Source organism: Methanobrevibacter sp. TMH8 (assembly GCF_020148105.1).
In the GTDB taxonomy this organism is placed as follows: Archaea; Methanobacteriota; Methanobacteria; order Methanobacteriales; family Methanobacteriaceae; genus Methanobinarius.
The window spans coordinates 1-14,861 of sequence record NZ_JAHLZE010000037.1 but is presented as its reverse complement, the minus strand read 5'-3'; the positions used below and the strand labels follow the sequence as shown (position 1 = coordinate 14,861).

General features: G+C 24.4%; 12 protein-coding genes. 7 read left to right on the top strand and 5 right to left on the bottom strand.

Going from position 1 to position 14,861, the window contains the following annotated elements:
- Positions 1-77: 77 nt before the first annotated feature.
- From KQY27_RS07975 to truA, 4 genes are all read right to left on the bottom strand, one after another.
- Complete coding sequence (locus tag KQY27_RS07975) at positions 78-1,421, bottom strand: ATP-grasp domain-containing protein (protein WP_224426053.1); 1,344 nt, start codon at positions 1,419-1,421, stop codon at positions 78-80.
- Positions 1,422-1,687: 266 nt separating this feature from the next.
- Positions 1,688-3,061: a UDP-N-acetylglucosamine 2-epimerase (non-hydrolyzing) gene (gene wecB / locus KQY27_RS07970; protein ID WP_224426052.1), complete on the bottom strand. Its 1,374-nt coding sequence runs from the start codon at positions 3,059-3,061 to the stop codon at positions 1,688-1,690.
- A 78-nt stretch (positions 3,062-3,139) separates the two neighbouring features.
- Positions 3,140-4,702 carry a DUF460 domain-containing protein gene (locus tag KQY27_RS07965; protein ID WP_224426051.1) on the bottom strand — a complete coding sequence of 521 codons (1,563 nt, stop codon included), beginning with the start codon at positions 4,700-4,702 and terminating at the stop codon, positions 3,140-3,142.
- 396 nt (positions 4,703-5,098) lie between these two features.
- On the bottom strand, positions 5,099-6,169 hold the full coding sequence (gene truA / locus KQY27_RS07960; RefSeq protein ID WP_224426050.1) for a tRNA pseudouridine(38-40) synthase TruA: 1,071 nt from the start codon (positions 6,167-6,169) through the stop codon (positions 5,099-5,101).
- A 466-nt stretch (positions 6,170-6,635) separates the two neighbouring features.
- On the opposite strand from truA, the gene KQY27_RS07955 reads away from it, so the two are divergent.
- The 7 genes from KQY27_RS07955 to KQY27_RS07925 all read left to right on the top strand — a co-directional run bounded on the left by KQY27_RS07955 (position 6,636) and on the right by KQY27_RS07925 (position 13,243).
- A complete protein-coding gene (locus KQY27_RS07955; protein ID WP_224426049.1) occupies positions 6,636-7,151 on the top strand; it encodes a hypothetical protein in 516 nt (171 codons plus the stop codon).
- A 17-nt stretch (positions 7,152-7,168) separates the two neighbouring features.
- Positions 7,169-7,909 carry a 1-(5-phosphoribosyl)-5-[(5-phosphoribosylamino)methylideneamino]imidazole-4-carboxamide isomerase gene (gene hisA, locus KQY27_RS07950; RefSeq protein ID WP_224426048.1) on the top strand — a complete coding sequence of 247 codons (741 nt, stop codon included), beginning with the start codon at positions 7,169-7,171 and terminating at the stop codon, positions 7,907-7,909.
- Between the two features lie 101 nt (positions 7,910-8,010).
- Positions 8,011-8,466, top strand: coding sequence for an FAD synthase (locus KQY27_RS07945; protein ID WP_224426047.1), 456 nt, complete (start codon positions 8,011-8,013; stop codon positions 8,464-8,466).
- A 477-nt stretch (positions 8,467-8,943) separates the two neighbouring features.
- Positions 8,944-9,999, top strand: a complete 1,056-nt coding sequence (argC, locus tag KQY27_RS07940; protein WP_224426046.1) for an N-acetyl-gamma-glutamyl-phosphate reductase — start codon at positions 8,944-8,946, stop codon at positions 9,997-9,999.
- Positions 10,000-10,244: 245 nt separating this feature from the next.
- Positions 10,245-10,739, top strand: a complete 495-nt coding sequence (locus tag KQY27_RS07935; RefSeq protein WP_224426045.1) for a flavodoxin — start codon at positions 10,245-10,247, stop codon at positions 10,737-10,739.
- Positions 10,740-11,153: 414 nt separating this feature from the next.
- Complete coding sequence (locus KQY27_RS07930; protein ID WP_224426044.1) at positions 11,154-12,005, top strand: protein translocase subunit SecF; 852 nt, start codon at positions 11,154-11,156, stop codon at positions 12,003-12,005.
- A complete protein-coding gene (locus KQY27_RS07925) occupies positions 12,002-13,243 on the top strand; it encodes a preprotein translocase subunit SecD (protein ID WP_224426043.1) in 1,242 nt (413 codons plus the stop codon). The genes KQY27_RS07930 and KQY27_RS07925 overlap by 4 nt, the downstream gene beginning before the upstream one ends.
- Before the next feature lie 414 nt (positions 13,244-13,657).
- Here KQY27_RS07925 and KQY27_RS07920 read toward each other — a convergent pair whose 3' ends face one another.
- Complete coding sequence (locus KQY27_RS07920; RefSeq protein WP_224426042.1) at positions 13,658-14,317, bottom strand: DUF447 domain-containing protein; 660 nt, start codon at positions 14,315-14,317, stop codon at positions 13,658-13,660.
- Positions 14,318-14,861 lie beyond the last annotated feature (544 nt).

Below are 14,861 nucleotides of genomic sequence, written 5' to 3'. Positions count from 1 at the left end.
AATGCCAAAGTAACCACAGCTAACACTAATTGACACCAAATAATACTAAATAACATTAAAATAAATATAAGTAAATTTTATAAAATTTCAATATCTAAATCATTACCAATTTTCTTAAATTTAACATAATTAGAATCAATACTATTAGTACATTCTTGTATTGAATCAATAGCTATTTTATTATCCAATAATTTAATTATTGTTCTTCCTATATTAAACTTAGCAATTTTACTTATACCAACATAAGGTGTTGTAAACCTTGAATTTATTTCTAAAAAATAAAAGTCTTTTGTATGATTATTAGAATTATTAATATTATTGGAATTAATAGAATTAATAGGATTAATAGGGTTAATAGGATTATCTAGATCATCATAGTTTTTTACAATTAAATCAACACCAACAAATCCTTTTATACCTTCAATTGACTCAACAGCTTTTTTAGCTATTGAAAATGCAGTTTCTTTTAAAGGATGATTATATGGAAGTTCACCACCAAGATACTTCTGATTTTCATTATTTATCTCTAAATATTGCTTATTTAAAGTAAGGGGAATAGCTGTCTTACCATCAGATATTAAGCTAACACTTAAATTTTCTCCAGAAATAAATTCTTGAACCAATATTTCTGAATTTTCTTCATAAGTTTCAGAAATTTTAGCTATATCCTCCTCATTTGATATAAGAACCATATTTTGACAATCTACACCATGAATTGGTTTGACAATTAGTTTAAACTCATCATCATTACTATCATTATTAGTAGTACTATCATTACCATCATTATTAACATTATTAGCATTATTATCAAAAAATTCTAACATATTTTTAATAGATATTTTCCATGGACTTTCATCACAAACAGTGAAACGAAAGGTTTTTGGTTGATTTACAATACCTTGAAGATATTTAAAAGTTGAATATTTATTAGAACATAATAAAGTAGAATCAGAATCAGAACCATAAATCTTAACATTATTATCTTCAATTAACTTAGTTAAGTTATAAAGATTCATATTTTCTTCAGCAGAAATAAATATACAGCTATCAAAACTACTTATATTTTCTTCTAACCAATTTTCTAATTTTGTATCTATAATAATCTTATTTCCATATTTTTTATTAGAAGATTCACTATTATCAAATTCAGAGTTATTAAATTTTTTATTATTCAATTCATTATTATTATCATTATTATCATTTTTTATAAATCCACAGCTATTTCCAATATCTGCAAAATCATTTGAAACAAGAAAATGGACATCTAAGTTATTTTCAGGTAAAAATGAACTTAAATCATTTAATAAAGATTCAATTAAAGCTACAGCTTCAGATATTATTGTTGGATCCTTTATTCCAGAAGCCGTGTAATATTCAAATACTAATATTGAATCTGATTTTTTTGAATTGTTGGAAACCATAGTTATTACCTTATCATTAATCACATTAAAATATTATTAAAAATACAACTTAAGTTAAATTACTAGAATTATATTATTAAAAATAATATTTAAATTAAATCATTTAAATTATTTTTTTAATTATATAAAAATTTTAATTATTAAAAATAAGTAAATGAAAAAATAGAAAAATAAAATAAAAAATATATTTTTAAAAATATCTAAAAAAAGAAAATATAAAAAAGAAAATATAAAAATGAAGTATAAAAATATAATTTAAATAAGAATTAATTCATAATCCTATCAAATAAGACATATTTTCCTTTTAATTTTAAATTATCCGTTGGGAATTCCATAGTATCTTGTTTTTCACTATATACAATTCGAACAACAGCATTATTTTTCTCTTCAAATTCAGATACATCAATATCATCAATAACTTGTGTCATTTTTGTAACAAAGCTATTCATAATATCATCAGGAGCTTCGATTTTAAACATTTCTAGTTCAAGTTTCTTTTCAATAATATCTAAAATTTGTTTTCCTGAAGTTCCATCACCATAAGGATTTCTAGCAGAAACCATTTTGGAATAAAATTCTTTGTCATTTAAAATTTTATTAGCTGAATCAACAATATTTTCATTATTACACCCCACTAAAATATTTCCTCCTGCTGTAACTGTTTCAGGTCGCTCTGTATTATATCTTAAAGTAAGAACTGGAATATCAAGAGTAATAGCCTCTTCTTGAAGACCTCCAGAATCAGTTAGAATTAATCGTGATTTAGATAATAATAAAAGGAATTCTAAATATCCAAGAGGTTTAATAAGATGAACATTATCAAGTGAATCTAATTTATCATATAAATCAAACTCTGCTAGTTGTTTTTTAGTTCTTGGGTGAATTGGGAAAATAATGTTTAAATCAGTTAGTTCGCTTAGGGCATTAACAACATTAGTCATCCTCTTTTTATTATCTACATTTTCTGCCCTATGCATAGTTAAAGTTAAAATATTATCTAATTTAATTAAATTACCGAAATTTTCATTTTCATTATTATTATTATTATTATTATTATTGTCTTTAGCTAAATCATCTAAGTCAAAACGTTTTTTAGCTATTTTTAAATTTCTAAAACAAGCATCCACAACAGTATTCCCCGTAACATATATATGACTCCTTAAAATACCTTCTAATGATAAGTTTATAGCTGATTCTGTAGTTGGAACGAAATAAAACATTGAACAAACATCAGCAGCTTTTCTATTAATTTCTTCAGGCATAGTATTATCATATGAACGTAATCCTGCTTCTACATGCCCAACAGGAATATGTAATTTTGTAGCTACAAGAGCACCAGCTAAAACTGCATTAGTATCTCCTTGAACTAATAAAATATCTGGTTTTTCAGCTATTAAAACCTTTTCAATCCCTTCCATCATTTTTCCAGTTTGTTTTCCATGAGAACCAGAACCTACACCAATGTTATAGTTAGGAGTAGGTAGTTCTAACTCTTCAAAGAATTGATCTGACATTTCATGATCATAATGTTGACCTGTGTGAATGAGAAGTAATTGATGTCCCCTTAATTTAATTTCATCGATGATTGAAGCCATTTTAATAATTTCTGGTCTTGTTCCAAGTACTATTGATATTTTCATAATATTCAACCTAATTATATTTTTACTACCTTTATTTACTATCTTTTATATTAATTAATATTATTGATTAAAGATTGATTAAAGTTCTCTTTTTCGTTCAACTCTATATTCATTAATAACATTTAATAAATTATCTTGGGCTTTTTTAGCTATTTTTTCCTTTGATTCAAATTTCCACTGATTTATCTTTTCTTCTAAAACTTTTGAATCAGCAACAGCATAATCATCAAAAAATTTAATATCCAAATCATTTTCACTGAAAATTGGAATATTTTCCTTTTCAAATACGTCCTCTGCTTGAGAAGGAATTTCTTCATTTTTGTTATTAATAATAGCTTTGATTCCTAAATCAGTTAAGAACTTGGCAGTTTGTGAGCCTCCTCCTTTGGAAGAAGCTAAATATATAACATCTCCTCTTTTTAACTTGAATAGTCGATTTGCTTCATTTAAACCGTTCTTTGTAAAGGAATCAATTATTTTAATAGGAGTAAATATAGATAACTCATTAAAATCATCAATTTTTAATCTTTTATTTAATTTTTCTTCAAGAGATTTTCTAAGTTCTTTTTCTTCTTTATATTTATTTTGTATTGATTTCAAAAGTTTTATTTTTGAATTTACTTCTTTATCTTTTAAAATAGCTTTAGATTCTTTTAATTTAGATTCTTTTAATTCTTTTTTTATTTTTAATAATTTCTCATTTTTTTCATTTAATTCTTGAGATAAGGAATTATTTTTATTTTTTATATTTTCAAGTATTTTATCCAGATTTTTAATCTGTTTTTCTTGAGATTTATTGATATTTTTTAATTTATCCAATTTTTCTTCTAATAAATATAAATCTTCATTATTATTCTCATTTGAACCATTACCAGAATCATTATAAAGATTATTATCAAAATTATTATTATTATTATTATTATTATTAAAATTATTAGAATTATTTCCTAAATTATTCCTGATATCACTTACAGAATCTTTAATAGGAATTTTATTTTCAGAACCTACTAAATTATCGCTTTCACTACCAACAAGATTATACATCTCAAATGCCATGGCTATAGAGGAACTAATAGGATTGTCATTTATTAAAAATGACTTAGCTTGGTTTAAAATAGCATAATAATTTTCATTAATAATATGTTCCTTATCAATCGAATTAAGACCAATTTTAGCTTCTAAAAACTTCTTTTCAAGTTGGTTTAACTTTTTTTTATAACTATTGTATGCAAGAATAGCTGCAGACAATGAATCTCTTTCATGAGCATCAACAGAAGCGTTATTAAAATTATTAGAAATAATAGGATTATTATTAAAATTATTATTAGAACTAAAAGAAATATCATTTTCATTCTTCAAAAATTCATTAACGATTTCATTTTTATAAGAAACCGAAATATCATTTTTTGGGGAAAATATCTTTGCATTTAATGAACTAGCTAACTTTTTTACAGCTTTAGGAGGGTTTTCAACATCAGCAGCTATTAAAATAGTTTTCCCATATTCCATAAGTGTAGTTATAATCTCTGATTTAGGTATTTCTTTAAAACTTTTTAAAAAAAGTAAATTACCATTTAAATCTAATATAGCTAATCCTACTGTTAATCCTGGATCAAATCCTACTATAATTGGAGTTTTCAAATTATCTACCCTATTAACAAATTATATATGTAAATTTTGTTTTTTTGTTTTTTTGTTTAAAACTATGTATTCAACTTTTAACCCTTAGTTTGACTATTATAATCAATTATTATTTAATTATAATATTTTCATTGTTATCTATTATAATTATTTATTTCATTTTTTTTTATTTAAATAGATACTATAAATTAAATGATTAAATATAAATGATAAATTAAAAAAGTAAATTTAAAAATAAATTAAAAATTAGATTAAAAACTAAATTAAAAAAGTAAATTTAAAAATAAATTAAAAAATAAATTAATTAATAAATATAAGATTATATAAAATAATATATTGAATAAAATAATATATTAATCAATATATTTCTTATTAAGGTGTTATTAAGAAATATTTTTATTTTTTGAGGTCTTTTAGACTAGTTAAAATGCTGTTTTCTATTGAAAGCTTTAATTTATAATCAAAAAGATTTTCAATAAGTGTTCTTTTAAATCCTTCAAATGCATAATCATCATATTTGAATTTGATGTTATTATATTCAATATTCATTAAAATAAGGTTTTCTGGATTAAGAGGTTTGATATTATATCTTTTATCAGGATTTAACATATCTTTAACAACATCTACATCCATTTCATTTTTTCCAACAAATAAGAATATTCTCATCATTTTTCTAATCATATTCCAAAGAAAACTTTCTCCAAAAATATCAATAAAGATAGGATTATAAGAGGATCTGTCAAAATTTACATTTTCAAAGTTTTTATTAAATCTTCCAATAGATTTAAGTTCACCAACATAATTAGAGTCAATAAAATCTCCAGAATCTTTTAAATCTCCATTATATCTACGAGAATGTTTAAAGTTTTGAGAATCTTTAAAATATTCAGAATCATCTAATTTTTGAGAATAAGTATCAAATTGAGTTTTAGAGTCAGTATTAAAGTCATTATCTGGTTGATTATTAGATTCATTATTATAATCTGAAAATACTATTTGAATATCATCAATAGTTCTCACAGTAGTTTTTTGTGATTCATTTCTCTTAGAAAAATTAACAAAGTCATGTTGACCTTTAAATAAATCAGTTAATTCATTCATAGCTGAAATATTCAAATCATTTTCAAAAAATACATATCGATAATGTTTACTTTCAGCATAACGAGGTTTAAAGCCATAACGAACAGGAGCTTTAGCTATTATTTGAATATCATCAGGAAGATTGTGGTTTATTTGATTTACAATAACTTCTCTTTCACTCATGAAACTAATTACATTTCCAAAACTATGGACCCCCTTATCAGTTCTTCCAGCTATTCCAAATTTGGAATCAGCTAAATTGTCAATATATCCAAGACTTTTTAAAGTATAAATTAGCTCTCCTTCAACTGTTCTATGATTTGGTTGACGCTGAAAACCATGAAAATTAGTTCCAATATAAGCAATTTTTAAAGCTACTTTTTTCATATAAATCCAAACAAAATTTTAACAATCCAAATATAAATTTAAGACATTTTATAATTAATTAAATAAGTTTAAAATATAATTAATATAATAAATAATTTTGATATAGAATATAATATAATTATAATATAATTATTAAATAATTATTAAATGCATTAAATATAATTATATTAAAAATATAAATAATTAGATAATAGTCTTACATTATTAATTATATTAATACTATAAATATGTATTAGTTATATTTTTATTAATTTATATTTTATATTATTATATTAATGTTAATATTGATATTATTGATATTAGATAATTAAATATTAAATAAATAATCACAATTAACTAGATTAACTAATTATTAAACATTATAAAATTTAATATTTAATAATTTAATATTAAGTTAATATTTAATGTTTAATGTTTAAATTTATATTCAAGAATCATTTATAAATAAACCAATTAAGGTGTTATTATGGGTATTATAAAATATGGGGTACTAGGAGTTTTACTAATTGTAATCGTCCTATTTGGGCTGAATTTCATTACTAATGAGATGAATGCAGTTGAAGATAATTTTTTAGGGAAAATAACTAATTTTACTGGAAATGAAGTGGAAAATATTTCAGGCAATATTACAGGAACTGTTTATAATTACGGAAACTCAAAGATAAATTATGTTAAATCTCAAGCAAATGTTGAACCATTTATTGGAGAAGTTAAAAATAATCCTAATTTAACACAAATTAGCATACCTAACGCCCCTAAAGATTCAATAGCTTTTAAAACAAGTAATGGTCAATATGCACTTTTAATTATTAAACCAGATAAATCTGAAGCAGTTTTAATACAATCTCCAAATCAAAAAGAGTTAGTTGAAGCAGCTAACAAATTAAATACTGGTGGAGAAATTATAGATCAAATAACTGCTGGATTGAACAATATTAAATTAGATAAAAGTCAAATAAATCTAGATAATATCCAAATATAAAAATATTAGGTGCTTTAATGTCTTTTGAAGAAAATAAAATGCTAATAATGCCTGCTGTTGATATAAAAAATGGAAAATGTGTTCAACTTGTCCAAGGAAAACCAGGGACAGAACAAGTAATAATCGACAACCCAGAACAAGTAGCTAAGAAATGGGAAGAAGATGGTGCTGAAATAATCCATGTAATAGATCTTGATGGAGCTTTTGAGGCTAAAGATAATTTAAATACTATAAAAGATATACTCGATGAAGTAAATGTTCCTATTCAATTAGGTGGAGGAATTAGAAGTGTAGATTATGCAAAACAGCTTTTAAATCTTGATATTGAACGACTTATAATAGGAACAATGGCGATTAAAGACTCAAACACAATAAAACAGCTTTCTGAGGAGTTCGGATCAGAACGGATAATGGTTTCATTAGATAGTAAAGATTCTAAAGTTGTAATAAAAGGTTGGAAAGAGAAAATTGATAAAACAGCTACAGAAATCAGCCGAGAATTCCAAGAAGCCGGAGCAGGAAGTATTTTATTTACAAATGTAGATGTTGAAGGATTGTTAGAAGGTTTTGATATTCAACCAGCTATTGATCTTGTAAATTCTGTTGATATACCTATTGTATACTCTGGTGGTGTGACTAATCTTGATGATATTAAAAGTCTTACAAAAACTGGAGTTAAAGGAGTAGTTATTGGATCTGCACTATATAAAGATAAAATAAATCTTAAAGATGCTTTAAAATTACAAACTATACAATAATATAGTAATATAATAAAATAATAAAATATAATACTATAATACTATAATAAATATTTAAAAATAATAAATATCATAAATCAATCTAATCAAAAGGTGGAATAATGAAAATAGTTATGGCAACTGGAACATTCGACTTATTACATCCAGGACATGGATTATATCTTCAAAAATCCAAAGAACTTGGAGGAAAAGATGCTAAATTAATAGTTGTCGTAGCTAGGGATTCAACAGTCCGGAGAAAGAAAAGAATTCCTATAGTAGAAGAATCTCAACGATTAGAAATGATAAAAATGTTAAAACCTGTAGATGAAGCTTATTTAGGCCATCCCACAGATATTTTTAAAATAGTCCGAGAATTAAAACCCGACATCATATCTATTGGATCTGATCAAAGTTATGAAATAGATCAGCTGAAAAAAGATTTAAAAAATCAAGGGATTGATTGCGAAGTTAAAAGAGTTAGTAACTATAGAAGAGCAAAATTAGATAGTACTTGTAAAATAATAAAAAAAATAAGACATTCTGATTTTTCAGAAGAAAGTTTAAAGGATTGCTAGATTAAATTTATTTAAATTTCTAATTTTTATTCTTATTTTTATTCTTTATTTTTATAACTTTTATAACTATCATTAATTAAAATTACATAATAATTATATAAATTAATATTTTTTATCAATTTATACCTATATATTCATTATATATCTAAATATTATTAAAATATTCAGTAATTATTAAATTATTTCTTTTATTTTCATTAAAAATTAGAAAAAAATAGTAATCATTTGATTTAATTGTAAATAAATTGTTTTTGTTCATTTTCATGATAATTAAGTAATACTTAAATTATTTATACTAAAAATTCCATAAATATAATATTATTAAAATATTATTAAACATTAAATAAAATTTAGGTTAATTAAATAAAATTTAGAAGTTTACTATTGTTGATATATAATATTAATATCAATTTTTTAAAGATTTAATGTTTAAAACATATAATTTTATGTTTATAACTATTTATTAAAGGTGTTTGGATGACAGAGATAGCTATCGTTGGTGGAAGTGGATATACTGGTGGAGAACTAATTAGATTATTGCAGAAACACCCAGATGCAGAAATAAAGAGTATTACTTCAAGACAATATAATGGAACACCTGTTGATAAGATTCATCCCCATATAAGAGGTTCTAATCTTATATTTGAAGATATTTCTCCTAAAAATCTTGATGCAGATATAGTATTTACAGCTACACCTCATGGGGTTTCTATGAATATTGTCCCAGAAATATTAGAAGTTGGATCAAAAGTAATAGATCTTAGTGGTGATTATAGGTTTAATGATATAGATAACTATGAAAAATGGTATAATATAAAACATATAGCCCCAATTGAAGCTGTTTATGGCCTTCCTGAAATTCACAGAAAAGAAATTAAAAAAGCTAAACTTGTAGCTAATCCAGGTTGTTTTCCAACAGGAGCTATCTTAGCTAACCTTCCATTGTCAAAGGAAGAATTGGTAGAGAATATAATTGTTGATTCAAAAACTGGAGTTAGTGGAGGAGGAGTTAATCCATCCACAGTTTTTCATTATCCTAATTGTGCAGATAATGTCGTTCCATATAATTTAACACGACACAGACATGGACCTGAAATTCAGCAAGAATTAGGGGCTTTTTCTAATGTAAAAGTTTCATTTACCCCTCATTTGGTCCCAGTTATTCGAGGAATACTTACAACAAGCCATAGCTTCTTAAAAAGCTTTAATGATAATAATAATAACGTTTCCATTGCAGATAATCTTAAAGAAGAAACAGAAAAAGAAATAATTGACATCTATAAAAAACAATATAAAAACGAACCATTTGTTAAAATCCTAGATGATGGTGAAATTCCTACTTTAAATTCAGTTCGAGGATCTAACTTTGCTCATATAGGAGGTTTTGAGATTGATGATAACGGCAGATTGATTGTTATATCAGCAATTGATAACTTAGTTAAAGGAGCTTCTGGACAAGCTATTCATAATATGAATTTAATGTGTGGTTTTAAAGAAGAAACAGCCATAGATGGTTATGGAATGCGACCTTAATACTCAAAAATTCAAAATAGCATTGAAAAAAAAGATATTTAAAAATAAAAATAAATATGGAATCACTAAACATTAGAAACAAAAATTATTGTTAGATATTAAAATAACAAACCCTTAGAATATTTTAATATTTAGAATATATTAAAATAATGTTATAATAATATTAAATGATATATGAATATATTATATATATGATAGATATGTTATAGATATGTGAACTATATATAAAACAAAAAGATGATAAAATGAAAACAGTAATAATATATTTTTCAGAAAGTGGAAAAACAAAAGCAGTTGCAAAAACACTTTCAAAAAATTTAGATACTGATTTAATTGAAGTAAGAGACTTAAAAAATAGAAATGGTTTTGTTGGTAAGGTCTTCTCATCGATTGATGCTTTTAGAGAAAGTAAAACAAATACCGTTCCTTCACGTGTTGATTTACAAAACTATGGCCTAATTTATTTCGGAACTCCAACATGGGCAGGAAATGCAACCCCTGCGATAATCACTATAATTGACAAATGTGATTTAAGAGGAAAAGATATTGTTTTATTTGCTACTATGAATAGTTCTGGAGGACGAAGTGCAATTAATAGAATGAAAGAAAAAGTTGAATCTCGTGGAGCTAGAGTTGTTGAAACTTTCACTATTAAAACTAAAGATAAAAGTGTTGAAAAAGTTGGAGAAGATAGTGAAAATATCGCCAAATTATTAGATTTAAGTTTATACAATTATTAAAATATTAAATCTGAATTTTATATAATTAGGTGTATTTATTTAGATATATTTATTTTGATATATTTAATTAGATATATTTAATTATAATTAGATTAAATTATCAAGTTTAAGTTATATATAAACTAATAAATTTAAATTATGCAACATAAAGTAATAGATTTAAATTCATATAATTATCAAATTAGATTTAAATCTATAAATTTATTATAATTATTAAAATTTATAAAATTACAAATATACATTACAAAAAAATAAAATATTAAATGTTAAATAAAAATTAAGATTAAAAATAATAAAAACTATAATATTAAATAAATTATTAAAAAATAAATAAATTAAATATGAATAAATTAAATATGACTAGATTATAAATAAAAAAAAGAAGAAAATGAAAATGAAAATAATGGTGCTTTAATGTTAGAAAAATTTATGGAAAATTATAAACTACTAATTATAATTCCTGTGATAATTACCATTCTATCGGTTGTATTAATAAGTGTCAACGGAATAGATGAAGGTATAGAATTAAAAGGGGGTTCAATAGCTGTTTTAAAGATGAATGAACCAATTAGTTCATTGGCTTTAGAAGATCAACTGAAAACATCTTTTAATAATCAAGGAATTAATGTTGAAGAAGTTGATGTTATAAGTAACAGTGGAAAAGACATAACTGTTCAAATGGGAAGTGAAATAAACTCAACGACGTTTGATAATGCACTTGCCAATAAAGGAAATGTTACTAGTTATAATGCAATAGGGCCCGTTCTTAGTGAAGAAGCTATGACTCAAATTTATTGGGCTTTAGCATTTGCATTCTTATTTATGGCAATAACTGTTTTCATCATATTTAGAGAACCAATTCCTTCACTAGGAGTAATTTTAGCAGCTGCCAGTGATATTATCATAGCTGTTGGAGGAATATCATTGTTTAATATTCCATTATCAATAGCCTCTGTTGGAGCACTTCTGATGTTGATTGGTTACAGTGTAGATACAGACATTCTACTTACAACTCGAGTATTGAAAAGAAAAGAAGGTAGTGTAACTGAAAGAGCTAAAAAAGCTCTGGAAACCGGAATGACAATGTCTATTGCAGCTATTGCTTCAATGGTTGTTCTTTATGTTGTAACCATAACTATAATCCCTGCAGCATCAACATTAAGTAATATTGCAGCAGTTTTAATAATAGGACTATTAGCAGATATTATAACAACATGGCTTATGAACCTTGGAATCCTTAGATGGTATGTGGAGTGGAGAAGATGAAGACAAGGTATATAAAAGAATTTTTAAAAGACAAAAGAGTCTTATTAATGATAATATTGGTTGTAGCTAGTGCAATTAGTATCTCCACACTTGGAATTCAACAAGGTCTTGATTTGAAAGGAGGATCAATGATACAGCTACAGCTTGAAAAACCTGTAGATAAAGAAACCATGGATATTGTAACTACTGTTCTAGATAAACGTCTTAATTTATATGGTGTACAAGATGTTAAGGTTAGATCCAGTGGAAATCAACTTGTTATGATTGAAATGGCAGGTGTATCGCCAGAAGAAGTTGAAAAACTAATAGGATCTCCTGGAAAATTCGAAGCACGAATAGGTAATGAAACTGCCCCTGTCGCACTTACTGGAGCAGACATTACGTCGGTAGATATGTATGAAGTAACAGACACTCAATGGATGGTTCCTTTTAAGGTTTCGCCAAGTGGAGCTCAAAAATTTGCAGAATTAGCTAAAGGAAAAGGTGGAGAAAAAGTTTACATGTTCTTAGATGGTAAACTTATTGATAAAAACCCTCCAGAACTTGCTCCAGAGTTAGCTAATGGAAAAGGAGCTACTGAGTTAAGTGTTACTGGTGGAGCTTCAACCCCAGAAGAAGCTAAATCTCAAGCTGAATCTGTTTATACTGTGTTAAAAACAGGATCCTTACCAGTTCAAATTAAAGTTGTTGGTGCTAGTACGGTTTCCCCAGAATTAGGAGAACAATTCTTAAATGGAGCTATAGTTGCAGGACTTTTAGCAATATTGGCTATTTCAATAATAATATTTATTAGATATAGAAGACCCCTCTTGGTTATACCAATTTTAATAACAAGTGTTTCAGAAGTATTGATTGTTATGGGAATTGCTTCAGTAATTCATTGGAATATAGATCTTTCAGCTATTGCAGGGTTAATTGCATCGGTTGGAACTGGAGTAGACGATCAGATTATTATTACTGATGAAGTTTTAAATAAACAAGCTAGTGGTGAAACAAATAAAAAACGTGTACGGACTAGAACAAGAATGAGTGTTAAAAATGCATTATTTATTGTATTTGCATCAGCAGGTACTCTAATTGCAGCTATGTTACCACTTGCATATGTAGGATTTGCAAGAGGAAGTAGTGGTATTGGAACCTTAGCAGGTTTTGCATTTACAACTATTCTCGGTGTTTTAGTAGGAGTATTCATTACTAGACCCGCTTATGCAAAATTCGTAGAGATATTTTTAAGATAAATACTATTTCTAAAATATTTCTACATATATTTTATTTTAAAACAAAAAAATCATTTATTTTTATTTTTTTATCTTTTAATTTTAATTTATTTTTAATTTTAATTTATTTTTCAATCTTAATTTTTAATCTTAATTTTTAATCTTAATTTTTAATCTTAATTTCATACTAATCATTATTTTTCCTATTTATCCTTATCTATTAATTCCATATATAATTAATTAATAAAAAATATAAAAATAAATTGAAAAGAAATAAAAATAAATATAAATATATAATAAAAAAATGAATAAAAAGAATACTAAAATGAATACTAAAAATAAATAGAAATAAATAGAAATAAATAGAAATAAATAAACAAATAATATATAAAAAGAATACTAATTAATAATAAAATAATTATAATAATAATTATGTTAATCATTATTAATAGAATAACCTTTATCTTCTAAAGCTTTTTTAAGTAAATCCATAGCTAACTTATCTTCTTTACTTCCAACTTTATTAATAATTCGTTTTGATTCAAGAAATCTATCTAAAAAATAGTCTTTTTTTTCTTTATCAACTATATCTATTCTTGTAAAATTAACCAAAGACTCGACTAAAGAGTAAAATCCTCTATTTGCAGCTTTTGTACATTTATTATTCAATACTATATCAACAACATCAGATATAATAACCTTTGCTTCAGATTTCCTAATAGGGTCACTTTTTTTAATAGCATCTTTTATTTTAATTACTTTACATTTCAAATAAGCATCTGTATTCTTTAAATTTACTAAAGAATCAGAATCTGAAATATTACTTTTATCAAAGAGATCTTCAGGAATATTTCCAGTAGTAGCAAGTGTAAATAAAATAGGATCTAAAGTTATATTAACAATAAATTCCTTTTGATTGATTATATTATCTAAAGTAGTGCTTCCTTCAAATATACGGCACATAATCTTATCTTTATCTTTACAAATGACTCCAATTGGAGCAGCATTTTTATCCTTATCCTTATTTATAGTAGTTATTATAGTTTCATATTGTTGTCCCTTTTCCATACCAACAGAACTTAAATCAATATTCATAGTAATAATTTTATATTTCTCAATATATAATTATAATTATTTAGTTAAATTAATTATATCAAATAAAAAGATAATAACTAAAATAGGAAATAAAAATCTATTAATAATCTGAAGTTACTAATACCTCCAAATTAAACTCATAATATTTAAATAATATAAATAACAAATTTATTTAAAATAAAAAAAAATCATGATTTTCTAATTTTAAAAGCTAAAACTTTTAAAATAAAGGAAAATTTCATTTTTCTAAATTTAAAAGCTAAAACTTTTAAAATAAAGGAAAATTTCATTTTTCTAAATTTAAAAGCTAAAACTTTTAAAATAAAGGAAAATTTCATTTTTCTAAATTTAAAAGCTAAAACTTTTAAAATAAAGAAAAAATTCAAAAATTTTAATTTAAAAAACATCAAAAACAAGGAGATATCATGGAATACAAAATGTACAGTGAAGTTTTTGAACAACCGGATTCAATTAGAAAAACCTTTGAAATGGAGCTAGATAATATGGAAGAAATATCTTCTAAACTAGCTAAAGTCGATAAAAT